Annotated in this window: 23 protein-coding genes and 1 other RNA gene; 7 read left to right on the top strand and 17 right to left on the bottom strand. The window is 62.2% G+C overall.

What is annotated here, in order from left to right; genetic code table 11:
- Nucleotides 1–3: 3 nt before the first annotated feature.
- The 6 genes from VL598_RS00985 to ndk form a co-directional block, all read right to left on the bottom strand.
- Nucleotides 4–633 (bottom strand): tetratricopeptide repeat protein, encoded by a 630-nt coding sequence (locus tag VL598_RS00985; protein ID WP_325324827.1) that lies wholly within the window; start codon nt 631–633, stop codon nt 4–6.
- 109 nt (nt 634–742) lie between these two features.
- Nucleotides 743–2083, bottom strand: coding sequence for a histidine--tRNA ligase (gene hisS, locus VL598_RS00980; protein ID WP_325324826.1), 1341 nt, complete (start codon nt 2081–2083; stop codon nt 743–745).
- Between the two features lie 23 nt (nt 2084–2106).
- Nucleotides 2107–3414: a flavodoxin-dependent (E)-4-hydroxy-3-methylbut-2-enyl-diphosphate synthase gene (ispG, locus tag VL598_RS00975; RefSeq protein ID WP_325324825.1), complete on the bottom strand. Its 1308-nt coding sequence runs from the start codon at nt 3412–3414 to the stop codon at nt 2107–2109.
- A gap of 102 nt (nt 3415–3516) precedes the next feature.
- Complete coding sequence (locus VL598_RS00970; RefSeq protein ID WP_325324824.1) at nt 3517–4761, bottom strand: RodZ domain-containing protein; 1245 nt, start codon at nt 4759–4761, stop codon at nt 3517–3519.
- Nucleotides 4762–4973: 212 nt separating this feature from the next.
- Nucleotides 4974–6116, bottom strand: coding sequence for a 23S rRNA (adenine(2503)-C(2))-methyltransferase RlmN (rlmN, locus tag VL598_RS00965; RefSeq protein ID WP_325324823.1), 1143 nt, complete (start codon nt 6114–6116; stop codon nt 4974–4976).
- A 138-nt stretch (nt 6117–6254) separates the two neighbouring features.
- Entirely contained in the window at nt 6255–6680 is a 426-nt protein-coding gene (ndk, locus tag VL598_RS00960) for a nucleoside-diphosphate kinase (protein ID WP_325324822.1), read from the bottom strand.
- Nucleotides 6681–6929: 249 nt separating this feature from the next.
- Here ndk and VL598_RS00955 point away from each other — a divergent pair, with 249 nt between their 5' ends.
- Entirely contained in the window at nt 6930–7628 is a 699-nt protein-coding gene (locus VL598_RS00955) for a Bax inhibitor-1/YccA family protein (RefSeq protein ID WP_325324821.1), read from the top strand.
- Between the two features lie 95 nt (nt 7629–7723).
- Here the strand turns inward: VL598_RS00955 and rlmD are convergent, their stop codons facing one another.
- Nucleotides 7724–9133: a 23S rRNA (uracil(1939)-C(5))-methyltransferase RlmD gene (gene rlmD / locus VL598_RS00950; RefSeq protein ID WP_325324820.1), complete on the bottom strand. Its 1410-nt coding sequence runs from the start codon at nt 9131–9133 to the stop codon at nt 7724–7726.
- Nucleotides 9134–9214: 81 nt separating this feature from the next.
- On the opposite strand from rlmD, the gene VL598_RS00945 reads away from it, so the two are divergent.
- The gene (locus tag VL598_RS00945; RefSeq protein ID WP_325324819.1) at nt 9215–10069 is read left to right on the top strand and encodes an endonuclease/exonuclease/phosphatase family protein; all 855 of its coding nucleotides are present in this window, start codon (nt 9215–9217) and stop codon (nt 10067–10069) included.
- Between the two features lie 52 nt (nt 10070–10121).
- Here VL598_RS00945 and VL598_RS00940 read toward each other — a convergent pair whose 3' ends face one another.
- The 5 genes from VL598_RS00940 to surE all read right to left on the bottom strand — a co-directional run bounded on the left by VL598_RS00940 (nt 10122) and on the right by surE (nt 14660).
- The gene (locus tag VL598_RS00940) at nt 10122–10895 is read right to left on the bottom strand and encodes a 3'-5' exonuclease (protein WP_325324818.1); all 774 of its coding nucleotides are present in this window, start codon (nt 10893–10895) and stop codon (nt 10122–10124) included.
- 84 nt (nt 10896–10979) lie between these two features.
- A complete protein-coding gene (gene rpoS, locus VL598_RS00935; RefSeq protein WP_325324817.1) occupies nt 10980–12083 on the bottom strand; it encodes an RNA polymerase sigma factor RpoS in 1104 nt (367 codons plus the stop codon).
- Between the two features lie 11 nt (nt 12084–12094).
- Nucleotides 12095–13057, bottom strand: coding sequence for a peptidoglycan DD-metalloendopeptidase family protein (locus tag VL598_RS00930; RefSeq protein WP_325324856.1), 963 nt, complete (start codon nt 13055–13057; stop codon nt 12095–12097).
- Nucleotides 13058–13062: 5 nt separating this feature from the next.
- Entirely contained in the window at nt 13063–13905 is an 843-nt protein-coding gene (locus tag VL598_RS00925) for a protein-L-isoaspartate(D-aspartate) O-methyltransferase (RefSeq protein ID WP_325324855.1), read from the bottom strand.
- A complete protein-coding gene (gene surE / locus VL598_RS00920; RefSeq protein ID WP_325324816.1) occupies nt 13902–14660 on the bottom strand; it encodes a 5'/3'-nucleotidase SurE in 759 nt (252 codons plus the stop codon). The genes VL598_RS00925 and surE overlap by 4 nt, the downstream gene beginning before the upstream one ends.
- 152 nt (nt 14661–14812) lie before the next feature.
- On the opposite strand from surE, the gene VL598_RS00915 reads away from it, so the two are divergent.
- Nucleotides 14813–15787, top strand: coding sequence for an NADPH:quinone oxidoreductase family protein (locus VL598_RS00915; protein ID WP_325324815.1), 975 nt, complete (start codon nt 14813–14815; stop codon nt 15785–15787).
- A 79-nt stretch (nt 15788–15866) separates the two neighbouring features.
- Here VL598_RS00915 and VL598_RS00910 read toward each other — a convergent pair whose 3' ends face one another.
- The 5 genes from VL598_RS00910 to ffs all read right to left on the bottom strand — a co-directional run bounded on the left by VL598_RS00910 (nt 15867) and on the right by ffs (nt 21160).
- Nucleotides 15867–17072, bottom strand: a complete 1206-nt coding sequence (locus tag VL598_RS00910) for a CaiB/BaiF CoA-transferase family protein (protein WP_325324814.1) — start codon at nt 17070–17072, stop codon at nt 15867–15869.
- 84 nt (nt 17073–17156) lie between these two features.
- The gene (gene recR / locus VL598_RS00905; protein WP_325324813.1) at nt 17157–17753 is read right to left on the bottom strand and encodes a recombination mediator RecR; all 597 of its coding nucleotides are present in this window, start codon (nt 17751–17753) and stop codon (nt 17157–17159) included.
- Between the two features lie 34 nt (nt 17754–17787).
- Complete coding sequence (locus VL598_RS00900; RefSeq protein ID WP_018441617.1) at nt 17788–18114, bottom strand: YbaB/EbfC family nucleoid-associated protein; 327 nt, start codon at nt 18112–18114, stop codon at nt 17788–17790.
- A gap of 88 nt (nt 18115–18202) precedes the next feature.
- Nucleotides 18203–20839, bottom strand: coding sequence for a DNA polymerase III subunit gamma/tau (dnaX, locus tag VL598_RS00895; protein WP_325324812.1), 2637 nt, complete (start codon nt 20837–20839; stop codon nt 18203–18205).
- A 222-nt stretch (nt 20840–21061) separates the two neighbouring features.
- Nucleotides 21062–21160, bottom strand: an RNA gene (gene ffs / locus VL598_RS00890) — signal recognition particle sRNA small type.
- A 413-nt stretch (nt 21161–21573) separates the two neighbouring features.
- On the opposite strand from ffs, the gene trxA reads away from it, so the two are divergent.
- From trxA to VL598_RS00870, 4 genes are all read left to right on the top strand, one after another.
- Nucleotides 21574–21900, top strand: coding sequence for a thioredoxin TrxA (gene trxA / locus VL598_RS00885; protein WP_325324811.1), 327 nt, complete (start codon nt 21574–21576; stop codon nt 21898–21900).
- Between the two features lie 197 nt (nt 21901–22097).
- On the top strand, nt 22098–23360 hold the full coding sequence (gene rho / locus VL598_RS00880) for a transcription termination factor Rho (RefSeq protein ID WP_018441614.1): 1263 nt from the start codon (nt 22098–22100) through the stop codon (nt 23358–23360).
- 102 nt (nt 23361–23462) lie between these two features.
- The gene (locus tag VL598_RS00875; protein ID WP_325324810.1) at nt 23463–24326 is read left to right on the top strand and encodes a M90 family metallopeptidase; all 864 of its coding nucleotides are present in this window, start codon (nt 23463–23465) and stop codon (nt 24324–24326) included.
- A 199-nt stretch (nt 24327–24525) separates the two neighbouring features.
- Entirely contained in the window at nt 24526–24789 is a 264-nt protein-coding gene (locus VL598_RS00870; protein WP_325324809.1) for a type B 50S ribosomal protein L31, read from the top strand.
- The last annotated feature ends 98 nt before the right edge of the window (nt 24790–24887 follow it).

Below are 24887 nucleotides of genomic sequence, written 5' to 3'. Positions count from 1 at the left end.
TCGTTAGCTGCCGAGTGCGTCGAGCTTGAATTGAATCACCTGACGGCCGGCGGTGTCATTCTTCGCCAGCGAATCAAGTGCGAGACGATATGCCTCGCGCGCATCCTCTCGCTTGCCTGCTGCCGCAAGCAAGTCACCGCGGCGATCCGCGACAGCGCTCTTGAATCCCTCGGGCGGCGTGCCCGACAACAGCGCGAGCCCCGCGTCATAGGACTTTTCATCGAGCATGACTGCGGCGAGGCGCAGCTTTGCGATGAGCTTGTACTCGTCGTCCTTTGCGTGATCGATCGCCCATTGCAGCTGGGTCTTGGCGCCGGCGGTGTCACCCGCATCGTAAAGCGCCTTCGCCGCCACAAGCGCCGTCATCTGCGCGTAGGCTGTGCTGTCGTAACGCGACTCCATATCGGACGCGTCGCGTACGACGTCCGCCTTGTTCTTGGCGCTCGCAGCCTGCTGCACCTGCTCGTAGAGTACGGCCGCTTGCGCGGCCTCGCGCCGCTGCCAAAAATGCCAGGCGTTCCAGCCCGCACCCGCGATGAGCGCCGCTAGCAGAACCCAGGTGAGCGCATTCCCCCACTGTGCCCACCAAGCCTTGACGCTCTCAATCGATTCTTGTTCGTCGTGATAACTCATCGCCAAGCCATTCCTTCTCTTTCCGCGTCTCGTGATTGCAGCCACGCCATGCCTCGCGCGTCAACGCGCGGGGCACAGCGAGCGCGGACACGCATAATGCGAAGCCGTGTCAGTCCTCGCCTTCTTCGGCGGTTGCAACCATCGCATCGATTAAAAATTCGGTCAAGTTTTCGACCGGTACGGTGTGCTGCTCGGCTTTGCCTCCGGACTGCGCAGCGTCGCGCAGCGGCTTGACGGCCACCGTGCCATTGGCGACCTCGTCCTCGCCGAGAATCACGGCAAACGCGGCTCCGCTCGCATCGGCACGCTTCATTTGCGACTTGAAGCTCGCCGACGCACCGTCGGCACTGCAGTGGAGGATCACGTCGAGCCCCGTATCGCGCAGACGTTCGGCAATGATGAAAGCCTGCACGCTGGCCGCTTCGCCTTGATGCACGACGTAGATGTCGCAGCCTTCATCATGCGGCACGAGCGCGTCTTCTTTTAGCAGCTCGAGAATTCGCTCCACGCCCATCGCCCAGCCGCATGCGGCCGTCGCCTTGCCCCCCAACTGCTCGATGAGCGGATCGTAGCGGCCGCCGGCCGCGACGGTGCCTTGAGCCCCAAGCTTGTCGGTCACCCACTCGAAGACAGTCAGGTTGTAATAATCAAGACCGCGAACGAGGCGCGGATTGATCGTGAACGGGATGTTGTTGGCCTTCAACAACCGCTGGAGCCCCTCGAAGTGAGCACGCGAGGCATCCCCAAGGAAATCGATCAGCTTGGGCGCATTCTGAGCAATCTCCTGCAGCGCGGGATTCTTCGTATCAAGCACGCGCAACGGGTTGGTATAAAGACGCCGCTGAGCATCTTCGTCCAGCACGTCGACATGCTTTTCCAGATACGAGATGAGCTCGACGCGATGTTGGGCGCGCTCCTCGGCGAGGCCGAGCGAGTTGATTTCGAGCCGGATGCCGGTGAGTCCCAGATCATCCCAGAGCCGCTGGCACATCATGATGATTTCGGCGTCGGTATCGGGGCCGGCGAAACCCAGCGCTTCGACACCGACTTGATGGAACTGCCGATAACGCCCGCGCTGCGGACGCTCATGACGGAACATCGGGCCGATGTACCAGAGCCGCTTCGGGCCATCATAAAGCAGGTTGTGCTCGATGGCTGCGCGCACGACGGCTGCCGTATTCTCGGGCCGCAACGTGAGGTTCTCGCCGTTGAGCGCATCGACGAAGCTATACATTTCCTTCTCGACGATATCGGTCACTTCTCCGATACCGCGCGTGAATAACTGCGTGTGCTCGACGATCGGCGTGCGAATGTTCTGGTAGCCGTACGCGCGCAGCAGCGACTTCACGGTCGATTCGAAAAACTCCCAAAGCGCGGCGTCCTGTGGCAGGACATCGTTCATGCCCTTCACGCCGGTCAGTTTTTCGAGTTTTCGTTTCTGTTCTGTCATCTGTTTTCGTTGACGGTTGAAGCTTAATTCGCCACCGCGTTAGCGCGGCCGTAGCGGCGCTCGACGTAGTCGCTCACGATTTGCTGAAACTCTTCTGCGATCCCATCGCCGCGAAGCGTCTTGACCTTTTCGCCGTCGATAAAGACGGGGGCCGCCGGATTCTCGCCCGAGCCCGGCAGGCTAATGCCGATGTTGGCATGCTTCGATTCGCCAGGACCATTGACGATGCACCCCATGACGGCCACATTCATCTTCTCGACGCCCGGGTATTGTTCGCGCCACACAGGCATCTGCACGCGCAGATACGTCTGGATCTGCGACGCGAGCTCCTGAAACAACGTGCTCGTCGTGCGGCCACAGCCCGGGCACGCAATGACCATCGGCGTAAACGAGCGCAGGCCCATGGTCTGCAGAATCTCCTGCGCGACGACAACCTCACCCGTGCGCGACGCGCCCGGCTCGGGGGTCAGCGAAATGCGGATGGTGTCGCCGATACCCTCTTGCAGCAGGACGCCGAGCGCCGCCGTCGATGCAACGATACCCTTCGAGCCCATGCCGGCCTCGGTGAGCCCCAAGTGCAGCGCAAAGCGGCAACGGCGTGCGAGCTCACGATAGACGGCGATGAGATCCTGCACGCCGCTCACCTTGCACGACAAAATGATTCGATCGCGCGCAAGCCCTAACTCAACGGCACGCTCCGCGGATCCGATGGCCGACTGGATCAGTGCCTCGTACATGACGCTTTGCGCTTCCCAAGGCTCGGCACGCGCAGCGTTCTCATCCATCATCTTCGCGAGCAGATCCTGATCGAGGCTCCCCCAATTGACGCCGATCCGTACCGGCTTGTCGTAGCGGGCTGCAGCTTCGATCATTTGCGCGAACTGCGTATCGCGCTTCGCACCGTGCCCGACGTTGCCCGGGTTGATGCGGTATTTCGACAGTGCCTCGGCGCATGCAGGATAGTCGCGCAGCAACAGATGGCCGTTGTAATGAAAATCGCCGACGAGCGGAACAGTGACGCCCATCCGGTCGAGCTGATCTCGAATGGCCGGCACGGCACTCGCGGCCTCAGGCGTGTTGACAGTGATGCGCACGAGCTCGGAGCCCGCCTGGGCGAGCTCTTTCACCTGAATCGCCGTGCCGATCGCATCGGCCGTATCCGTGTTCGTCATCGACTGCACGCGGACGGGCGCCTCGCCGCCGATCGTCACCAGTTGGCCGCCCCAGCGGACGTCGACCGCGTGCGACGCGCGGCGCTGCACAGGACCGCCGAAAACCGGCTCGGAGGAACAAATCTGGCTGCTGCTATCGGATTGCATCGAAAGACCCATTAGTCCGGTTAAATGCTACGTGCGCCGCGTCCTGGCGTGACGCGACGCATTTCGAAGAAGCGTCGCAGCACGACGCCGCGGCGCTTGTCATTTCAAGTTCTGTCACGGCAACGAAAAGCGTGACACGTTGCCCTTACCCGTCGCGTACTTGGCCGCGTCCACCGCCGTGCCGTCAAGCGTGATCGACTGGACGCCCGCGCGATTGCCGGCCACCACCTTGAAAGGCCGCTCGCCCGCCACCTGCTTCACTTCGCCTGCATGGACAACGCCGGAGAAGACCTCCTTGCCGCTCTTGTCCCGCACGCTGAACCAACTGTCCTGCGTCACGGCAATGCCCAGCGTCGAAGTACCCGGCGCCGCCGTGCCGTCCGACGCCCCCGCGGCCATGGCCGGCTGCGACGCCGATTCGACGCTTGCCGCGGATGCGGCCATCGCCGGCGGCGACATTTCCGCCGACGGCTGCGGTTGCGCTGCGCTCGCCGCTCGTGACGTTACCGTCGGCGCAGGCTGAGCGGCTGAAGCGGCCGCCGTCTGTTGCTGCGGCGATGGTGACGCTGTCGATGCCACAGTCGCCGGCGACTGCGGCGCCGATTCCTCTGTGGACGGCGGCGCCGCATTGACGCTGGGTTCCTGGGCGTTGCTAGCTGCGTCGACCGAACCGGTGAGCGCCGACGCACCGCCCTCGGAAGCCGCGTTTGACGCGACGATCGTCGTGCCCGACGCACCCATCTGACCTTGCACATTTGCCGTCGCCGCACTGCTCGAATCGGCAGCGACGCCATGCGCTGTCGCTTTCAGGCGCGCGAACCATGCGGGAGGCTCCCCGCCGTTGCGCCACATGACGAGCGCCACCAGAACGACAACGACCGCCGCGACGCCCCACCACCATGAACGATGCCGCGGCGTGCTGCCGAGCGGGACCGAGACGCGGCCGCGCGGCATATCCGTGCCTGTCGACGCCGGCATCGAAAGATCCGGCTCCGGCTCGCCCGCCTCGCGGCGTAGCGCCTGGACAAACGGCGCGGGATCGACGCCGAGCATCTTGGCGTAACTGCGCACGACGCCAAGCGCGAACGTTGTACCGGGGAAGCCACTGACATCGCCGGCCTCGAGCGCGCGCAGCTTCGCTGTCGGCACCTTCAGCCGGGCAGAGACGTCTTCGGTCGACCAACCTCGGCCCTCGCGCAACTGCACGAGCCGTGCGCCGGCTGCGGCCAGCGAGCCGAACGAAACTACCCCCGCCGCCTCGCCGCCACCCGGCGTCGCGCTGGCCTCACTGAACATCGCCCCCGATCGCCCCCCATTTGTCTGAGTGCCCTCTCTTTGCGGAAGCTGCGGCTCACTCATCCCTCGTCCCTCGTACTCGCGTCGATTCTTTTCACCTATGCGTCACGGCCGCTCCTACCGAGCCCGCCCCGATTCGCACACCTCTTATAACAAAATGCTCGGCAAACCTGTACCGCTACATGCACTGCTTTATTTCCTGGCACCGCCCCGACAGCACCCGCCATCGAGGGCCGGAAACGCCACCAGCGGCCCGTCCCACGACGGCGTGCGGATTACACGCGACGATGCAACTCGACGACGGTCTCTGCACGCTCCATCCGCTGTGCGAGGCGCGTGCGATCCTGGACGGCCCCGGCGAGCTGGCCGCAGGCTGCGTCGATGTCGTCACCGCGCGTCTTGCGCACGGTGGTGACAACCCCTGCGTCGATGAGAATCTGGGCAAACTGTTTGATGCGTTCGGATTTCGATCTTACCAATCCCGATTCGGGAAATGGATTGAACGGAATCAGATTGAACTTGCAAGGAACATCGGCTGTGAGCGCCAACAACTCCCTCGCATGCGTGTCGCCGTCATTTACGCCGTCGAGCATGCAGTATTCGAAGGTGATGAAATCGCGCGGCGCGACCCGCAGGTAGCGGCGGCAGGCGTCCATCAGCTCCTTGAGCGGATACTTCTTGTTGAGCGGCACGAGCTCATCGCGCAGCGCATCGTTTGGCGCGTGCAGCGACACCGCGAGTGCCACAGGCAGATCGGCGCCGAGCCTGTCCATCATCGGCACCACGCCCGAGGTCGAAACAGTGACGCGCCGACGCGACAAGCCGTACGCATTGTCGTCGAGCATGAGCCGCAGCGCGGGCACCACGGCGTCGTAATTCAGCAGAGGCTCACCCATCCCCATCATCACGACGTTCGTGATGACACGCTCACCCTTGCCTTGCGCAACCTCAACGCCGTCTCGCGACGCGCGCAGCGCGAACTCGGCCATGCGCAACTGTCCGATGATCTCGCCCGTGCCGAGATTGCGTGAAAACCCCTGCTTGCCCGTCGAGCAGAAGCGACAATTTACCGCACACCCAGCCTGCGACGACACGCACAGCGTGCCGCGCGTTTCTTCAGGGATGAAGACGGTTTCGACCGCATTGCCGTTGCCGACGTCGACAAGCCATTTTCGCGTGCCGTCGGACGAAATGTGATCGCTGACGACGGGCGGCATCGTGATCGTTGCACGCCCCTTCAGCTTTTCGCGAAGGGACTTGGCAAGATCGGTCATGCCATCGAAATCGGCGGCGTTGTACTGGTGGACCCACCGCTGCAGCTGCGTGGCGCGAAACGACTTCTCGCCCAGGCTTGCGCAATACGCGACGAGACCCGCTGCGTCGAGATCGAGGAGGTTGACCGTTGAACTGCTCGTCATATCGGATCCTGCTGTTTCGGTGCCGGCGCTTAAGCGGCGCGTACCCGCGCCGGCCCCGGTCAATGTCGGTGACCGGGAGGGTAATGGCGCGCCGAGTGCCGACAAATGCCGGGCAGCCGCACGCGCCAACTCCACCGATCAGCGCGAGTAGACGTTGATTTCGGGGAAGAAGAACGCGATCTCGACACGTGCCGTTTCCGGCGCATCCGAGCCGTGCACTGCGTTAGCGTCAATGCTGTCGGCAAAGTCAGCACGGATGGTGCCCTTTTCCGCCTTCTTCGGATCCGTCGCACCCATGAGGTCGCGGTTCTTCAGAATCGCATTTTCGCCTTCGAGCGCCTGGATCATCACGGGGCCGGAGATCATGAATTCGACGAGGTCCTTGAAGAACGGGCGCTCAGCGTGCACAGCATAGAACTTCTCTGCGTCAGCGCGCGAGAGCTGCGCCATGCGGGCCGCGACGATCTTCAGGCCCGCGCTTTCAAAGCGGCTCAGGATCTGACCAACCACGTTCTTTGCCACTGCATCGGGCTTGATAATCGACAGGGTACGCTCGATCGCCATAAAAACTCCAAAAAATTAAGGGGTTACGAGTTCTAACGAATCCGCAATTGTAGCATGTTCCGGTGTATGATTGCGATCGAACCCTTTCTCGCGCGAAAGGTCCTAAGTTAAGTTCCGCACAAGCGACCCGCGCGACATTGAAACTCTAGCCATCGGCACTAATCTTAGTGTCGAGATGCCTAAAAAACACAAAGAAAGGGGGGTTCAGGGGTATCGTTGAAGTTACTGCGACTTACGCAAGGAGAAAGCATGAACGACTATCCGTACAACTTCGGCCGGGGCGGTTCCATCGCCACGGCGGAAACGCGCAACCGCGTGCTACGGAACACATATTGGCTGCTCGCGCTGTCGATGGTGCCCACCGTGCTAGGTGCGTGGGTCGGCGTCGCAACGGGCTTCTCGCTGTTTGCGGCCACAAGCCCCGCGATGAGCCTGCTCGCGTTTTTCGCAATTGCATTCGGCTTCATGTTCGCCATCGAGCGGACGAAGGACAGCGGTGTCGGCGTCATCGTGCTGCTTGGCTTCACGTTTTTCATGGGGCTGATGCTGTCGCGGCTTTTGAGCTTCATTCTCGGCTTTTCGAATGGGCCGTCGCTCATCATGCTCGCCTTTGGGGGCACGGGGGTGATCTTCACCGCCATGGCGACGATCGCCACCGTCAGCAAGCGCGACTTCTCGGGCCTCGGCAAATGGCTCTTCGTTGGCGTGATCGTGTTGCTGCTCGCCATGGTTGCGAATATGTTTCTGCACCTGCCGGCATTGATGTTGACGGTCTCCGTGCTGGCGATCGTGATCTTCTCGGCCTATATGCTGTTCGACGTGCAGCGTGTCGTGAATGGCGGCGAGACGAACTACATCACGGCTACGCTTGCGATCTACCTCGACCTCTATAACGTGTTCGTGAACCTGCTGTCGCTGCTTGGCATCTTCGGCGGCAACCGCAACTGATCGATGCGGTATTGAACAAATCAAAAACCGGCCCTCAGGCCGGTTTTTTTACGGGCGCCCAAAGCCGCGCTCCGCCGTCAACAACTAGACAGTCCTCAACCCCGCTCAAAAAGGGCAATTGATTCCACATGCGACGTGTGCGGGAACATATTGACGACGCCCGCCCCCTTGAGTCGATACCCTGCTTCGTGCACAAGCAGACCCGCGTCCCGCGCGAGCGTCGACGGATTGCACGAAACGTAGACAATGCGCGCGGGCAGCGGCCCGTCGCCACTTTGAGCGATTGATGCAAGCGCCTTGGCCACGGCCAGCGCACCCTCTCGCGGTGGGTCGATCAAGAACTTATCGAATGCGCCCAACGCGCGCAAATCGTCACCTTCGATTTCAAACAGATTCCGACTTGCAAACGAGGTATGGCCCTCGACGCCATTTTCCTTTGCATTGGCACGCGCCCGAGCCGTAAGCGTTTCGCTCCCCTCGATACCAACGACTTCGCGAGCGAGCCGCGCAAGCGGTAGCGTGAAGTTGCCGAGTCCGCAGAAAAGGTCGAGGACACGGTCTGTGCGAGCCGGCGCAAGCAGCCGCAGCGCGCGGCCGACGAGCACGCGATTGATCGCGTGGTTCACCTGCGTGAAATCGGTCGGCTTGAACGGCATGCGGATGTCGAACTCAGGGAGCGTGTAATCGAGCTCCACATCGAGCGGATAGAACGGTACCGCCGTATCCGGCCCTTTTGGCTGAAGCCAGAACTGAACGCGGTGCTCGTCGGCGAAGGCCCGAACATGCACCTCATCGTCCGCCGTGAGCGGCTCGAGTACGCGCAGTACCAGTGCGGTGACGCTCGAACCCACGGCCAGTTCGATTTGCGGCAGCCGGTCACGAATCGACAAACTTTCCACGAGCCGGCGCAACGGCACAAGCAGAGCCGACACATGGGGCGGCAGCACTTCGCAGCTAGTCATGTCTGCGACATAGCTGCTTTTTCTCTCATGAAAGCCCACCAGCACGCCGCCCTTTTTCGCCACGTGTCGCACCGTCAGGCGCGCCCGGTAGCGATATCCCCACGATGGACCATGAATCGGCGGCAGCACGGTCTCCGGGCGAAGTTTCGCCAAATGCCAAAGATCGTCCTCGAGCACACGCTGCTTGACGGCAACTTGTGCGCGCGGCTCGAGATGCTGCATCGAGCAACCGCCGCACGTGCCAAAAAATTGACAGCGCGGCGTTGTGCGCAGGACGCTTTCACGCAGCACGTCAACCACTTGCGCCTGCTCGTAGCTCGGCTTCTTGCGGTAGCTCGAGTATGTGACTTGCTCGCCAGGCAATGCCCCTTCTACGAAAATGACCTTGCCCGGCTCGCCGTCATCTGTCACTAAACGGCCGACACCGCGCGCCTCCATGTCCAGCGAGTCGATTTCGAGGATTGGGGCGCGAGCACGCTCGTTGGGTGCGGCCGGCGCAACGCTTTTTACGGGGGCAACAGTGCTGCGGAGAGATTCGGACACCTGCTGTTCCTGGCGGACGTGGAAACGAAAGGCGAGATTGTAGACGAACGGCGCCCGACGACGGCATACGAAGGAGGCAATATGAAAATGATCAGCTGGAATATCCAATGGGGACGTAACGCAGCCGGCGTAGTCGATCTTGCGCGCACTCTGAGTGAAGCACGGCAAATTGCGGACTTCGACCTGCTCACACTACAGGAAGTCACGCGCGGCTTTCACTCGTTGCCGGGCGGGCCGGGCGACGATCAGTTCGCCGAACTCGCCGCTGCCCTGCCAGGCTTTACCGTGCTTGAGGCGATCGGCGCCGATTTACCGCCGCTCGAGGCCGGTGGCCAGCGCCGTCAATTCGGCAACGCGCTTGCCACCCGTTTTCCGGTTGAGCAGGTGATTCGCCACGCCCTGCCATGGCCGGCTGACCCAGGTGCGCCATCGATGCAGCGCGTCGCGCTCGAAGCCGTGCTGCGCACATCAAGCGGCCCGTTGCGCGTGATTGTCACTCACCTCGAATACTATTCGCTCAAGCAGCGACTTGCGCAAGTGGACGCGCTACGGCAGTTACAACTGGAGGCTGCCGATCATGCCGCACATCCGGCGCCGGCCGAAAATTCGGCAGGCCCATTCGCGGCGACGGTTCGCCCCATTAGTGCGATCGTTTCCGGCGATTTCAACAGTGCGTTCGGCTCCGAGGCGTATCGACGCTTCATCGCGCCGCTTGAAGGCGCACCGTCATTTATCGACGCGTGGACCGAACTTCACCCTGGGCAAACGCCACCGCCGACAGCGGGAGTCTTCGATCTAGATCAATGGTCGGATGGGCCGATCACGTGCGACTTTGTGTTCGTCACCGAAGACTTACGCGACCGATTGCGCCGCTGCGTTATTGATGGCGCCACGCAAGCGTCCGACCATCAGCCGATCCTGCTCGAACTGGCATAAATCCGGGCGCGACGCAGGTGATGCCAACGAACGCGATGCGAACGCATGCGGTTCACCCAAACGCGGCGAGATACTCAGCCCAGTGCGCCCCAGACTCCTGCGCGAGCGTCTCTTTGACGAACGCGATTTCGTCGGCGTACTCGCTTGACGACAGCCCGCCGCGCATCAACTGGAACCGGCAATACAGCAGGTAAGTGTTGACGACATCGGTCTCGCAATAATTACGCACCTCCTCGATGCGTCCCTCGCGAACCGCTGACCAGACTTGCCCACCATCCATGCCGAGCTTGCCCGGAAACCCGCAGAGCTTGGCAAGCGCATCGAGCGGCGCGTTGGCGCGCGTCTGATACATGGCCAGCACGTCCATGAGGTCCGTGTGGCGCGAGTGGTAGCGGCTGATGTAATTGTTCCACTTGAAGTCGCGGTCCTCCTCGCCGACATCCCAGTAGCGCGATGCCGGAATGCCGTGCACGAGCGCGCGGTAGTGAAGAACTGGCAAGTCGAAGCCGCCGCCGTTCCACGATACGAGCTGCGGCGTGTACCGTTCGATCACGCGGTAGAACGACTGGATGAGCGCTGCCTCGTCGTCGTCAGGTGAGCCCAGCGATCGCACACGCAAGCCAGTGCGATCCCGAAAGACGCAAGAAATCGCCGCCACGCATTGGAGGTAGTGCGGAAGAAAATCCGTGCCCGTCTTTTCCCGGCGCGCGGCGAACGCGTGCTCGGCCACTTCGGCATCGCTCATCGAGGCCGGCAAATCTTCGAGCCGGCGAATACCGGCGACATCGGGAATCGTCTCGATGTCGAAAACGAGGATGGGAGTCATTGGCAAATCAATTGGAGCCCTGCTCTGCCGCGACAGAGCGAGGGATAAAACAAGCGGTGTGAACCACTTACGCGACGTTTAAAGTCAAAGAACCGCGTCCTTGCGGACACCATTCGAGGCGAAAAAGCGCTTCAAGCGTACCAGCGCTTCTTGTTGAATCTGGCGTACGCGTTCGCGGGTTAGTCCCATTTCGTCCGCTAGCTCTTCCAACGTGGCCGGCTCAATATGATTGAGCCCAAAGCGGCGCTCGATGACGTGCCGGTGCTTGTCGGAAAGGCGTGACAGCCACGCGCGCGTCAGCGTTTCGAGCTCGCGATGCTGCACTTCAGCATCGGGCGACTGGCTTTGATCGTCGGAAAGCAGATCAAGCAAGCTGCTCGCGGGATCAAGATCGAGCGGCGCATCGAGGGAGGCCGTATGCTCGTTCAGCGCAAGGATATCGGTGACCTCATCGGCTGTCTTGCCAGTGAGGTACGCGATGTCGTCGATGCTTGCGTCGCGCCGCTCGTTCGCACCGCTCGCGTTCATTGAATTTTTTTCCAGATGGCGCTTCGCGCGTAGCACCTGATTCAATTCGCGAATCACATGCACCGGCAACCTCACCGTGCGCGCCTGATTCATGATGGCCCGCTCGATGCTCTGGCGAATCCACCATGTCGCGTATGTCGAGAAGCGAAAGCCCCGTGTGGGATCGAACTTTTCGATCGCGTGCATCAAGCCGAGATTGCCTTCCTCGATCAAGTCGAGCAGTGGCACGCCACGGTTCAAATAGCCCTTTGCAATGCTGACGACGAGCCGTAAGTTGCGCTCGATCATGACCTGACGCGCCTCGAATTCGCCAGCCTTCGCGAGCCGCGAATACCGCTGCTCCTCCTCGACAGTAAGCAGCGGCTTAACACTGATGCGATTCAGATAATGCTGAATCGTATCGGCCGTCAGCTCCGCTTGCAAAAGCGCGCGAAAATCATCCGGATCGGGCCCCGCGTCGCTCGTGCGCTCACGCGCCTCGACGTCGTCGCCGCCAGCCGCCGCACCCTCACCGTCAAAATCGCTCTCGCCATCGGCGACGGCTTCGTCCTCGGCCTCGGCCTCGCTCATCGAAGCACCCAAGTCTGGCGCCGATGCTTGCTCGGCGCGTGAAAACGTTTGCGTTTCGTCTTGCTGCTTGCGGCGCTTCGGTTTCGGCATGGTCGTATCGCTTATTGCGGCGGCAAGTATTTCATCGGATCGACGGGTTTGCCCTGCTGGCGAACTTCGAAGTGCAACATTACCCGATCGGCATCGCTGTTACCCATCTCGGCGATCTTTTCGCCTCTGGTCACCGAGTCCCCTTCTTTTACCATCAAAGCACGGTTGTGTGCGTACGCTGTCAGATACATCGCGTTGTGCTTGATGATAATGAGATTACCGTATCCGCGCAGCCCATTTCCTGCGTAGACGACGCGACCCTCCGCTGCAGCCCGCACTGCCTCGCCCGGCGAGCCCCCGATGTTGATGCCCTTGTTTTTTGTGTCGTCGAACGGATTGAGGATCGGGCCGTGCGCAGGCCAAGCCATCGCGATATGGCCGCCGTTCATGACTGGCCCTGGGCCGGTGACCGTCGCAGGCGATGGCGGTTGCGGGGGAATGGTCGTGGCAGTCGAGCCGCCGCCATAGAACGGCGGCATTTGCGTTGCCGCTACCGGTGCTCCCGGTGCTCCCGCCACCGGAGCGGCTCCATTGGCGAGCGGCGCGGTTTGCACCGGCCCGCCCACGATCGGTGCAGCCGCGATGCCCGGCGTTGCCGCTGTCGCATTTTGATCGGGCGGCGCAACGCGCAGCAACTGATTGGATTCGATCTGATTCGGATTCGCGAGATTGTTCCACGCCGCGATATCGCGGTAGTTCTGGCCATTCTCAAGCGCAATCCGATACAGCGTATCGCCCGGCTTCACGCGGTAGTAGCCGGGCGGCGGCGGCCCAAGCGGCACGGATTCGGCGGCCGGTTGAGTCGGCGCTGGCGGCGGCATGCCCATTGCCCCCGAGCGGTCAACGACAGGGGCTGGGTCGAGGCGTGTTGCGCATGCCGCCAGCATCATCAAGGCCGCGGCACACGCGGCGCGTTGGGCAGCAGTCAGCGGACCGTCTATATTCTTTGTTCGCATCGCGCGCAGCATAAACATCGGTGTCAAATTACTCCGGATTTTAAGGGAACAAAGAAAACGCGATCAAGCCGAGATTCTCGCCACTGGCTCGATCCCACGCGCTCGACGAGTGTCAGCACCTGTTGCTCGCCGTTTGCCATCGCGACGGGCGCCACGAGTCTACCGCCCACTGCGAGCTGGCCAAGCAAGGCCTCTGGCACCTCAAAACCCGCCGCAGCAATGACGATCGCGTCGAATGGCGCCGCCGCCGGCAGCCCGATGCGACCATCACCGTAATGCAGTCGAATGTTACGCACACGTAGCGGCCGCAAGTTGAGCTTTGCACGCTCGTAAAGCGGCTTCACTCGTTCAATCGAATAGACATCGCGCGCAATCTGGCTGAGCACTGCCGCCTGATAGCCGCACCCCGTGCCGATTTCGAGCACACGATCGAGCGAGCGCCCCGCCGAAGCGAGTTCGAGCATCCGCGCCACGACCGAAGGCTTGGAGATGGTCTGCTGATGACCGATCGGCAGCGCCGAATCCTCGTACGCCTGAGCCGCGAGCCCCGGATCGACGAACATGTGGCGCGGCACCGCGGACATGGCGTTGAGCACGCGAGCATCGCCGATACCGTGGGTTCGAAGCCGTTCGACCATGCGCTCGCGCACGCGCTCAGAAGTCAGCGACAGTGCGCTCGAGAGCGGTACGCTGGGTGCTGCCAGTGTGTCGGCAACTTGCGACGTCGGTATATCGGCGCGCCTCGCACCGTCGCGTGCGCGGCCATGTTCGTCGGCATCCGCCTTATTTGCGCCGGCATGGCCACGCGGCTTGCGCTCAAGATCGGCAAGCCCGAGGGGAAACCGCTTGGCTCGCCCGCTCGTCATGAAGTGCGAGGTCCCAAGCGTGTCCACTCGCGCGTCGCGCAAAGCATTTGCGTATGCGTGAGATCGAGTTGCAGCGGCGTAATGGAGACGCGCCCGTTCGCGAGTGCGTAAAAATCCGTACCGTCGCTCGCATCGAGTGCGGCGCCGGATGGGCCGATCCAATAGATCGGTTCGCCGCGCGGATTCGTTTGGCGAATCACCGGCTGCGAGGGGTGCCGTTTGCCGAGCCGGGTCACCTCCCAATCGCCCAGCTCGCCGTAGGGGCGATTCGGAATGTTCACGTTCAGAAGCGGGTGTCCCGGCAGCGGATGAGCAAGGAAGTGCTTGACGATGTCGTGTGCCACGCGCGCCGCATCTTCCAGGTGCGCCCAGTCCTTTTCGACCAGCGAGAAAGCAATCGACGGCACACCGAACATGACGCCTTCCGTCGCAGCCGCGACGGTGCCCGAGTAGAGCGTGTCTTCGCCGACGTTTTGCCCGTTGTTGATGCCCGAAACGACGAGATCAGGCTTGTCATCGAGCATCCCGGTGAGCGCGATGTGCACCGAGTCAGTCGGCGTACCGTTGACGTAGTAAAACCCGTTTGCCGCCCGCAGGACGGAAAGCGGACGAGAAAGCGTGAGCGAGTTCGAGGCGCCGCTGCAGTTCTGCTCGGGCGCCATCACGGTGACGTCCCCAAGGTGCTTCAGGGCGTCGTAAAGGGCCGCCAGACCGGGCGCCAGATAACCGTCGTCATTGCTTAGTAGGATTCTCATGCGCCGATTGTAACCGAGGACATTATGGCTCTGATCGTCAAATCCGGCGCTTTATCGCAATCGCAACAACAGCCTCCCCCCCTGCCGAAAGGCGCGTTCATGCGCCATCGCCTACACTGCATGCAGATACCGCGACAGCGTAAGGAGAGACGATGCGCGCCGTTCGTTGCAACCGCTATGGGCCGCCCGACATGTTGGTCGTCGAGACACTGCCCGATGCTCGCCCCGGCACCGGCGAAGTCACGATCGAGGTCAAAGCCGCGAGCGTCAACTATCCGGATTTGCTCGTCATCGAGAACAAATACCAATTTCAGCCGGAGTTGCCATTCACGCCCGGTTGTGAAGTGGCGGGCGTTGTGCGCGATGTCGGCCCGGGAGTGTCCGGCCTGCGGCGCGGCATGCCGGTCGCCGCGTTGGTGCGTACCGGCGGATTCGCCGATCAGGTGCTCGCGCCGGCCGATGCGTGTGCACGCCTGCCCGAGGGCACCGATTACGCGATCGCGGCCGCGTTCACACTTGCCTATAGCACCTCATACCATGCCCTTGTCGACCGCGGGTCACTCGCCGCCGGCGAGACGCTGCTCGTGCTCGGCGCTGCGGGCGGCGTTGGGCTTGCCGCTGTCGAAATCGGCAAAGCGCTCGGCGCCCGGGTCATCGCCGCCGCTTCGAGTGACGCCAAGCTCGCCGTCTGCCGCGAACATGGCGCCGATGCGACGATTCAGTACGAACGCGAGGATTTGCGCGAACGCATCGCGGCGCTCACTGGCGGACGCGGGCCCGATGTTATTTACGATCCGGTCGGCGGACGCTTTGCGGAACCCGCCTTCCGCAGTATCGGTTGGCGTGGGCGTTACCTCGTCGTCGGCTTTGCAAACGGAGAAATCCCTCGCTTGCCGCTGAATTTGGCCCTGCTCCGAGGTGCAAGCATCGTGGGCGTGTTCTGGGGGGAGTTCGCCCGGCGCGAATCAGAACGCAATCACGCTGACTTGGAGAGGCTCGTCGGTTGGCTGAGCGAAGGCAAGCTGCGCCCACGCATCAGCGCGCGTTATTCGCTGGAAGACACGCCGCGCGCGTTGCGCGACATGGCCGAGCGTCGAGTGACCGGGAAAATTGTCGTTGTGCCTTAAGTGCCGGCCTTAAGTGCCACGATTTTCGGCGATGCACAACCCAGTACACGCGTGGAGCCTTTCCACCGCCGATCGATCGTCAGATCACCTTTCGCGCACGCAACCCGACAATCTCGTCCTCTTCATAACCCAGCGTGCGAAGGACTGCGTCAGTATGTTCGCCGAGCGCCGGGCCGAGCCAGCGCGTGCCGCCCGGCGTCTCCGACATCCTGGGTGTGACACCGGGCAGCGCAACGTCGAGACCGTCGTCCCACTTGAAATGCCGAATCATTTCTCGTGCCGCGTATTGCGGATCGGTGAACATGTCGGCGGCGCTGTAAATGCGCCCAACCGGCACGTCGGCGGCATTGAGGATGTCGAGCGCTTCGTCGATGGTTCGGTGAGCGAGCCAGGCAGAGATGGCGTCGTCGATCTCTTGGGTGCGCGGCACACGGCCATCGTTGTGCGCGAGCGACGGATCGTTCGCGAGATCCGCACGTTCGATCGCCGTCATAAGCCGCTTGAAGATCGGGTCGCTGTTGCCGCCAATGACGATGCTGCCATCTTTGCAAGGATAGGTGTTCGAAGGAACAATCCCGGGCAGCGACGCGCCGGTGCGCTCGCGCACCGCACCGTAGACGCCATATTCAGGCACGATGCTCTCCATCATGTTGAAGACGGCCTCGTAAAGTGCCACGTCGACAACTTGCCCTTTGCCCCCATTGGCCTGCCGGTGATGCATCGCCATGAGGGCGCCGATCACTCCGTGCAGCGCCGCAATGGAGTCACCGATCGAAATCCCGATGCGCGGCGGCGGCAAATCGGGGTAGCCGGTAATGTGGCGCAGTCCGCCCATTGCCTCGGCAATCGAGCCGAAACCGGGGCGGTCCCGGTACGGCCCGGTCTGGCCGTAGCCGGACAAACGCACCATCACGAGGCCCGGATTGTGTGCACTCAGCACGTCATAACCGAGGCCGAGTTTTTCGAGCAGACCGGGCCTGAAATTCTCGACAACGATGTCGGCTTCGCCCGCCAGCCGCCGCACAATCTCCTTGCCCTCGTCGAGTTTCAGGTTAACTGTCACGGACTTCTTGTTGCGCGCCTGGACAGCCCACCAAAGCGACGTGCCGCCAGCTTGCGGATAGAGCATGCGCCACTTGCGCAGCGGGTCCCCACCGTTGGGGTCCTCGACCTTGATGACCTCTGCGCCGAATTCGCCGAGAAAGCGCGCGGCAAAAGGCCCCGCGATCAGCGTGCCCAACTCGAGTACTTTGACGCCCGCGAGCGGGCCAGCTGTTGCAGTCATCGTCAAGTCACCTTTTGATGAATCGTGCCGATGCGCGCAGGGCCGGCCCTTAGCCAGTCCGGGCTCCCGCGCTTGCGCCGGCAGTCACAGCGATCGCCTGTCGAGCACCGCGCGCGCGATGGTCCCGGCGTCCACATACTCGAGCTCGCCACCAACGGGGACGCCACGCGCGAGCCGCGTGACCTTAAGGTCGCGCGCCTTGAGCGTCTGCGCGAGGTAGTGCGCGGTCGCTTCCCCTTCGTTTGTGAAATTCGTGGCGAGCACAACCTCTTTCACCACACCGTCCGATGCGCGTTTCACGAGCCGGTCGAAGTGAATTTCCTTGGGGCCGATTCCGTCGAGCGGACTCAGCCGCCCCATCAGCACGAAATAAAGCCCCCGGTAGGTCATGGTCTGCTCGAGCATGATCTGGTCGGCCGGCGTCTCGACAACGCACAGCAGCGTCGGGTCGCGGGACTCGTCGCTGCAGACGTCGCAGATGCGGGCCTCCGTGAACGTATTGCACTTTTCACAGTGCTGCAGATGCTCAGCCGCGAAGACGAGCGCGTGGCCGAGCCGCTCGGCGCCCTCGCGGTCGTGTTGCATGAGGTGATAGGCCATCCGTTGCGCCGACTTCGGACCGACGCCGGGCAACGCGCGCAGCGCCTCAACGAGGGCAACGAGAGCGGAAGGCTGTTTCATGGCAGTAGCTCGGGCGCCTTGGCGATCCGCGTGCTCAGAACGGCAGCTTGAAGCCCGGCGGCAGCGGCAAGCCGGCCGTCATACCGCCCATCTTTTCCTGGACCGTCGCCTCGGCCTTGCGCACGGCGTCATTAAAGGCGGCCGCAACGAGGTCTTCGAGCATGTCCTTGTCGTCGGCGAGCAAGCTCGGATCGATCGACACACGGCGTACATCGTTCTTGCAAGTCATCGTCACCTTGACGAGGCCCGCGCCCGATTGGCCTTCGACCTCGATCTGGGCGAGCTGCTCTTGCATTTTCTTCATGTTTTCCTGCATCTGCTGGGCTTGCTTCATCAGCCCGGCAAGTTGGCCTTTCATCATGGACATGCTCCTTGAATCGTGTGGTAGGAATGCAGCATCGGCTGTGCCGATGCCTGAATAAGGTAATGGAGGGGCCGTGCAGCACGCTTTAGCTGGCGCCGGCCTCCGTATCGGATGAAAGCGAAAGTGGCTTGACGGAGCCCGGCACGATCGTGGCGCCGAACTCGCGGATCAGCGACCGCACGAAGGGATCGGCATCGATCTCCTGTTCAGCCTGGCGCTGGCGCTGCGCGCGCGCCGCGGCCTCGAGCACCGCAGCCGTGCGGCGAGCCGGCCCCACTTGGACCCGCACCTCCACCGGCTTGCCGAGCCGCTCAACCAGCGCCGCCTTCAGTTTCGCGACCTGCGCACCCTCGGCATATTGCGGGACGGGCACGCTGAGCGTGAGCAATCCGTCTTCCAGCACCGTCAATTCGCTGTTGAAGGCAAGCTGATGGGCGACCCCGCTCAAGCCCAGTTCGGCGGCAAGCGCTGGCCAGTCGCCGGCAAAGCCGACAGCATCGAGACTGATCGACGGCGGTAACGTCGAGAGATCGATCGAAGGAGATGCATCCGCTGCCTGTGCCGCAATCGGCGCCTGTCCGCCAGCGCGCTCGGGAGGCGGCAGAAAGTCGTCATCGGACGCAATGAAGTAGTCGTCCTCCGAGGATAGCGGCACGTAGTCGTCGAATGGGATGTCGATCGGCGGTGCGTCGTCCCACGGCGGCGGCGTCATCTGCGACGTAACGGCCGACGTGGCCGGTGCGCTCCCCTCCCCGCCGCGCGGGCGTGGCACAGGGACCGCAACGGGCGAAGGCGGTACAGCCTGTTTCGCGGGCGCGGCGGGCGCGGGCGGCGCCTTCGTCGTGCCGCCTGCGGCCGCACCGCGACCCGCGGACACGCGCATCCCGGCGCTACGCAGCACTTCGAGAGCGGCGCTGGCGCCACCCGTACGCGGCGGCGGTGCGGCTTCGGTGGCTCTCGCCGGCGTGGAGCTGCCCGACCGGGACGTCACATCCGCTGCCCCCGCCCGGTCAACCGGGGAAGAAGCGTTGACCTCAGCCGTTGGCTGCTGCATGGCGTTAGATGCCATCGCGGCGCCACCCTGTCCGCTTGGAATACGGCTGGCCGCGTCGGCTGTGCTCGAGCGGTCGAGCGAGACACGTTCGGCCGAACTGGACACAGCGTTGCGCGCGCTCGATGTGCCGTCTGTCACTGCAGCGCCGCGCCCCTCGCCGGGGACAGCGTCGGCTGCGCTTGTCGCGCTGTGCGGCTCGTGCCGGACGTCATCCGCCGAAGCCTTATCGATAGGGTTACCGGGGATGTTGGCCGGCATCGCCCCCGCCGCCGCTTCGGGTCGAGGCGTCGCGGTCATGACGGATCGTCCCGCCTCTTGCGCGACCGACGCGCGCATAGATGCCGCCGTTGCCTCACGCGCGGGCATCCGGGCGCCGGCACTCTCGTCAATCTCTGTAGCGCGCGCAGGCGCCGCACCCGGGCTCGTCCGCCCGGAGCCGGCGGGCCGAGGCGCCGCGGCCGTCAACTGCGGCTCGCTCGAGGCTACGGCGCCGCCCCTTGGCGCACCGACACGATCAGCCACGCGCGACGACACCGGCAAACCACCCGTGCGCGGCCCAGCGGCAGCAGCGGGACCGCCTTGCCTGGCGGGCTCGAACGCGAGCATGCGCAACAGCGTCATCGTGAAGCCGGCGTACTCGTCGGGTGCCAGCCCCAACTCATTGCGCCCGATCGTGGCGATCTGGTAGAAAAGTTGGACATGCTCCGGCGACAGCACTCCCGCGAACCGCCTGATGTCGTCCGCCTCGGGCCATTCGTCGAGTACGGACGACGGCGCAAACTGCGCCCATGCGATGCGATGCAAGAGGCCCGCCAAATCTTGCAGTGCCGTGGAAAACGACAGGCTGCGCAGCGCCATTTCGTCGGCGATGGCAAGCACAAGTGCACCATCGCCGGCAGCGAGCGCATCGACCAAGCGAACCAAATAGCTCTGATCGAGCGCGCCCAGCATGCCGCGCACCGCTTCTTCGCTGACCTGATTGGCCGAGTATGCGATTGCCTGATCGGTCAGCGAAAGCGCATCTCGCATGCTGCCTTCGGCCGCACGCGCGAGGAGCCGCAGCGCCTGCGGCTCGAATGCAATCTGTTCCGCTGCGAGAATGCGCTCGAGATGGCCGACGATGTGTCCGGCCGGCATCTGCTTCAGATTGAACTGCAGACAGCGAGATAGCACCGTGACGGGAATCTTTTGCGGATCGGTCGTCGCAAGAATGAACTTGATGTGCGGCGGCGGCTCTTCCAGCGTCTTCAACATGGCGTTGAACGCGTGGTTCGTCAGCATGTGCACTTCGTCGATCATGTAGACCTTGAAGCGCGCATCGACAGGAGCATAGACAGCACGCTCGAGCAGCGCAGCCATTTCGTCCACGCCTCGGTTGCTCGCGGCATCCATCTCGACGTAATCGATGAAACGGCCTTCGTCGATTTCACGGCATGCGCGGCATACACCGCACGGCGCCGCCGTAATTCCGGTCTCGCAGTTGAGTGCTTTCGCGAAGATCCGCGACAGCGTCGTTTTGCCGACTCCACGCGTGCCGGTAAAGAGATACGCGTGATGCAGGCGCGCACCCTCGAGCGCGTGCGTGAGCGCACGCACGACGTGTTCTTGTCCGACGAGCGAAGCGAAATCCTTCGGTCGCCACTTGCGTGCGAGAACTTGATAGGTCATCGCGAAATTGTATCAGCAACGACGCAGCGCCCAATCAGCCATAACAGCATGTCACGCGACAAAGCCGCAGCCCTCGCGCAACACCCGGCAATGCAACAACGCCGAGTCGGGCTGGCGAATGCCAATTGCGAATAACAGCTGGAAACGGAGACTGTATCCGAGGCGGATAAACGAGGTAGAAAACGGAAAAGGAAGGCGAACAACGGAGGCAAAGAAAGCAGAGGTGACGAGCCTGACCCTCGGCACTGGCGGAAAACGGCTGTGGCTGCTTCGTTCCCGACCTGACCAGGTTGACCGCACCTCCATGCGAGGAGGCCCGTCACGAAATATTCTATCACTACTGCGCTCGGCGCGCGACTGCTCTTTGCGCGTTTTTTGTTGAGAGCACATGAATGATGGAATGCGAGCGGCCGTCGCATGGAGTGCATCGCGTCGCTTTTCAGTGGGCCCATGAGCCCAAGTCGGACGCTCGAGCGAGAGTTACAGCGTCATCGACGCCGATAACCGCTTCGCGCGGCGTAAAGCAAATTCGGCTAATATGGGAGCTTAATGACCCTAAGGGCGTCTCGCATACCGCCGCTCGCCGCCGCGTAACGCGCCTGTTTTCGATTCGCGCGTCTGCGTGCTTTCCGGCACGCGCTTCCAAATGACGTACACCTTCAGAGCGTTTTTTCGTTTTGGTGTATCGTGGCGGGCAATTCAGTCTCGGGCCAGGAACCCGAAGAGGTAACTAAATGAGCGAACAAATCAAGCACATCAGCGACGCATCGTTCGAGCAGGACGTCGTGAAATCCGACAAGCCCGTGCTGCTCGATTTCTGGGCCGAGTGGTGCGGCCCTTGCAAGATGATCGCGCCCATCCTCGATGAAATCGCGAAGGATTACACGGACCGCCTGCAAGTCGCCAAGCTCAACGTCGACGAGCATCAGTCCACGCCGGCCAAGTTTGGCGTGCGCGGCATCCCGACGCTGATTCTCTTCAAGAACGGCGCAGTCGCAGCACAAAAGGTCGGCGCGCTCTCGAAGTCGCAACTGACGGCGTTCCTCGACAGCCACCTGTGATCGAACAGTACTGGGCTTGTTGTCCGAGAACAACAAGCCCAGGGCACCGCCCGATCGGCCAAAGCTGGCGCGACGAGGTGTGTGCTATGCTAGAATCACAACATATTCGACAAGACACATAAGTCCCTGAGCGGTTCCGCTCAATCTCCTCCCGAATTTCTTTTCGTCGCACCTTCTCTCCCCGGCGGGAATTCCGTATGCATTTATCCGAGCTCAAGTCTCTGCACGTGTCTCAATTGATCGAGATGGCGAATGGCCTCGAGATTGAAAGTGCGAACCGCCTGCGCAAGCAGGAATTGATGTTCGCCATTCTTAAGAAGCGCGCCAAGACCGGCGAGACAATTTTCGGCGACGGCACCCTCGAGGTGTTGCCGGACGGCTTCGGCTTCCTGCGCTCGCCCGAGATGTCGTATCTCGCCAGCACGGACGACATTTACATCAGCCCCTCGCAGATCCGACGCTTCAATCTGCACACGGGCGACACGATCGAAGGTGAGGTGCGCACGCCGAAAGACGGCGAGCGCTATTTCGCGTTGGTCAAGGTCGACAAAGTCAATGGGCAGCCGCCCGAGGCTTCGAAACATAAGATCATGTTCGAAAACCTCACGCCGCTGCATCCGAACAAGCCGCTTCTTCTCGAACGCGAGATGCGCGGTGAGGAAAACGTCACGGGCCGCATCATCGACATGATCGCTCCGATCGGCAAAGGCCAGCGCGGGTTGCTGGTCGCTTCGCCGAAGTCGGGCAAGACGGTCATGCTTCAGCACATCGCGCATGCGATCAAGCAGAACCACCCTGATGTCGTGCTCTTCGTGCTGCTCATCGACGAGCGCCCGGAAGAAGTGACGGAAATGCAGCGCTCGGTGGCGGGCGAGGTCATTGCCTCGACGTTCGATGAGCCGGCCACGCGTCACGTGCAGGTTGCCGAAATGGTGATCGAGAAGGCCAAGCGCCTCGTCGAGATGAAACACGACGTCGTGATTCTGCTCGACTCGATCACGCGCCTCGCGCGCGCCTACAACACGGTCATTCCCGCCTCCGGCAAAGTGCTGACGGGCGGTGTCGATGCCAACGCACTACAACGCCCGAAGCGCTTTTTCGGCGCGGCCCGTAACATCGAGGAAGGCGGCTCGCTCACGATTATCGGCACCGCACTGATCGAAACGGGTAGCCGGATGGACGACGTCATCTATGAAGAGTTCAAGGGCACCGGCAACATGGAAGTGCACCTGGAGCGTCGTCTTGCGGAGAAGCGTGTTTATCCGTCGATCAACCTGAACAAGTCAGGCACTCGGCGCGAGGAGCTTTTGATCAAGCCCGAGATCCTGCAAAAGATCTGGGTCTTGCGCAAATTCATTCACGATATGGATGAAGTCGAAGCGATGGAATTCCTGCTCGACAAGATCCGCCAGACGAAGGGCAACTCGGAGTTTTTCGAGCTGATGCGCCGGGGCGGCTAACGCCTCGCTCCCCGTAGCACCGACGACTACACTGCGTTTGTGCCGGCCTTCGTGTGACGCTCGGTTTGATACGAGCGTCACAAAAAGACTTATCGTAGCGCCATGCTGACGAAGCTCACCCGCTGGCTGGACAAGCGGCGCCGCGAACGGGCGTTGCGGGACTTTCCAATCGCCGATGAAGTCTGGCGGACAACGCTGGCCGGCCTGCCTTTTCTCAGCTATCTGAATGACTCGGAGCTCGCGCGTTTGCGCGAACTGACGAGCCTCTTTCTCTCGCAGAAGTCGTTTTCAACTGCGCACGAGCTGGAACTCACCGACGAGATGATCGCGGGCATTGCCGTACAGGCATGCCTCCCCGTCTTGAACTTGAGCCTGGATCTCTACCGCGGCTGGGTCGGCATCGTCGTCTATCCCGGCGAATTTGTGATCCGAAAAACGGTCGAGGACGAGGCCGGCGTGGTGCATGAAGTCGAGCACGATGCGAGTGGCGAAGCATGGGAAGGTGGCCCCGTCATCCTGTCATGGGAAGACGCGCGAATGACTGACGCCCACGACGCATACAACGTCGTCATTCACGAGTTTGCCCACAAGATCGATATGTTGTCGGGCGAGGCCGACGGCCATCCCCCCCTCTTTCGTCGTTGGCACGCACCGCTTGACGAGCAATGCTGGGCTGACGTTTTCGATCATGCCTACGACCGATTTTGCGCGGAAGTCGACGCCGTGCCAAAACGACGCTGGTCGCGCTTTGAGCGCGATTCGCTGATCGACCCGTACGCGGCCGATCATCCCTCCGAGTTCTTCGCCGTCTGTAGTGAGGCGCTCTTCGTGCAGCCGCGCGCATTCGAATCCGAGCACCCCGAACTCTACCGGTTGCTCGCCCGTTACTACCGCCAGGATCCAGCGTGCACCGGCGCGCTCGAAGCGCCCATCATCGATCAGTCCGCCCATCATGCAGATCATTAGCCAAGCGAATGATTCTCTGCCATAATTCTCTTTTTTGACCTTGGGCAAGTGGCTCGCAGGCAGCGCGCTGGGCGTGCAGAAGCGCTTTAAAATCCAGCGGAGCTAGCAACGCGGGGCGGCAGGGCGAGAGCGCTGCACAGCTGACCGAACATCATCGGTAACGCAGCGGGCTGGCTACCCCCAGACTGAAGGAAGGACCATGAAAGAAGGCATTCACCCCAATTACCGCGAAGTCGTTTTTCAAGACATGTCGAACGGCTTCATGTTCGTGACGCGTTCCACGATCCAAACGCGTGAGACCGTCGAGTACAACGGCAACACGTACCCGCTCGCCAAGATCGAAGTGTCGTCGGAGTCGCATCCGTTCTACACGGGCCAGCAAAAGATCATGGACACGGCCGGCCGCGTCGAGAAGTTCAACAAGAAGTTCGGCGCACGCGCAGCAGGCAAGGCAGCGAAGTAACTCAAAGCCATGCGTCGAACGGCGGGCAAGCCGTAGGCACGACACGAAAGGGCAGCTGCGGCTGCCCTTTTTCGTTGCCGAAACCCTGTGCGCCTAGT

Source organism: Trinickia sp. (genome assembly GCF_035492435.1).
Lineage (GTDB): Bacteria > Pseudomonadota > Gammaproteobacteria > Burkholderiales > Burkholderiaceae > Trinickia.
Note: the sequence above shows the minus strand (reverse complement) of the source record. Positions and strands in the feature narration are given on the sequence as shown.

Coding starts and splice junctions, on each gene's coding strand:
- VL598_RS00875 (WP_325324810.1), top strand. CDS start 23,463: ATGCTGACGAAGCTCACCCGCTGGCTGGACAAGCGGCGCCGCGAACGG.
- rpoS (WP_325324817.1), bottom strand. CDS start 12,083: ATGCCGAAACCGAAGCGCCGCAAGCAGCAAGACGAAACGCAAACGTTT.
- VL598_RS00870 (WP_325324809.1), top strand. CDS start 24,526: ATGAAAGAAGGCATTCACCCCAATTACCGCGAAGTCGTTTTTCAAGAC.
- dnaX (WP_325324812.1), bottom strand. CDS start 20,839: ATGACCTATCAAGTTCTCGCACGCAAGTGGCGACCGAAGGATTTCGCT.
- hisS (WP_325324826.1), bottom strand. CDS start 2,083: ATGACAGAACAGAAACGAAAACTCGAAAAACTGACCGGCGTGAAGGGC.
- VL598_RS00940 (WP_325324818.1), bottom strand. CDS start 10,895: ATGACTCCCATCCTCGTTTTCGACATCGAGACGATTCCCGATGTCGCC.
- VL598_RS00945 (WP_325324819.1), top strand. CDS start 9,215: ATGAAAATGATCAGCTGGAATATCCAATGGGGACGTAACGCAGCCGGC.
- VL598_RS00915 (WP_325324815.1), top strand. CDS start 14,813: ATGCGCGCCGTTCGTTGCAACCGCTATGGGCCGCCCGACATGTTGGTC.
- VL598_RS00910 (WP_325324814.1), bottom strand. CDS start 17,072: ATGACTGCAACAGCTGGCCCGCTCGCGGGCGTCAAAGTACTCGAGTTG.
- ndk (WP_325324822.1), bottom strand. CDS start 6,680: ATGGCGATCGAGCGTACCCTGTCGATTATCAAGCCCGATGCAGTGGCA.
- trxA (WP_325324811.1), top strand. CDS start 21,574: ATGAGCGAACAAATCAAGCACATCAGCGACGCATCGTTCGAGCAGGAC.
- surE (WP_325324816.1), bottom strand. CDS start 14,660: ATGAGAATCCTACTAAGCAATGACGACGGTTATCTGGCGCCCGGTCTG.
- VL598_RS00925 (WP_325324855.1), bottom strand. CDS start 13,905: ATGACGAGCGGGCGAGCCAAGCGGTTTCCCCTCGGGCTTGCCGATCTT.
- VL598_RS00985 (WP_325324827.1), bottom strand. CDS start 633: ATGAGTTATCACGACGAACAAGAATCGATTGAGAGCGTCAAGGCTTGG.
- ispG (WP_325324825.1), bottom strand. CDS start 3,414: ATGGGTCTTTCGATGCAATCCGATAGCAGCAGCCAGATTTGTTCCTCC.
- VL598_RS00970 (WP_325324824.1), bottom strand. CDS start 4,761: ATGAGTGAGCCGCAGCTTCCGCAAAGAGAGGGCACTCAGACAAATGGG.
- VL598_RS00955 (WP_325324821.1), top strand. CDS start 6,930: ATGAACGACTATCCGTACAACTTCGGCCGGGGCGGTTCCATCGCCACG.
- rlmN (WP_325324823.1), bottom strand. CDS start 6,116: ATGACGAGCAGTTCAACGGTCAACCTCCTCGATCTCGACGCAGCGGGT.
- VL598_RS00930 (WP_325324856.1), bottom strand. CDS start 13,057: ATGTTTATGCTGCGCGCGATGCGAACAAAGAATATAGACGGTCCGCTG.
- rho (WP_018441614.1), top strand. CDS start 22,098: ATGCATTTATCCGAGCTCAAGTCTCTGCACGTGTCTCAATTGATCGAG.
- VL598_RS00900 (WP_018441617.1), bottom strand. CDS start 18,114: ATGATGAAAGGCCAACTTGCCGGGCTGATGAAGCAAGCCCAGCAGATG.
- recR (WP_325324813.1), bottom strand. CDS start 17,753: ATGAAACAGCCTTCCGCTCTCGTTGCCCTCGTTGAGGCGCTGCGCGCG.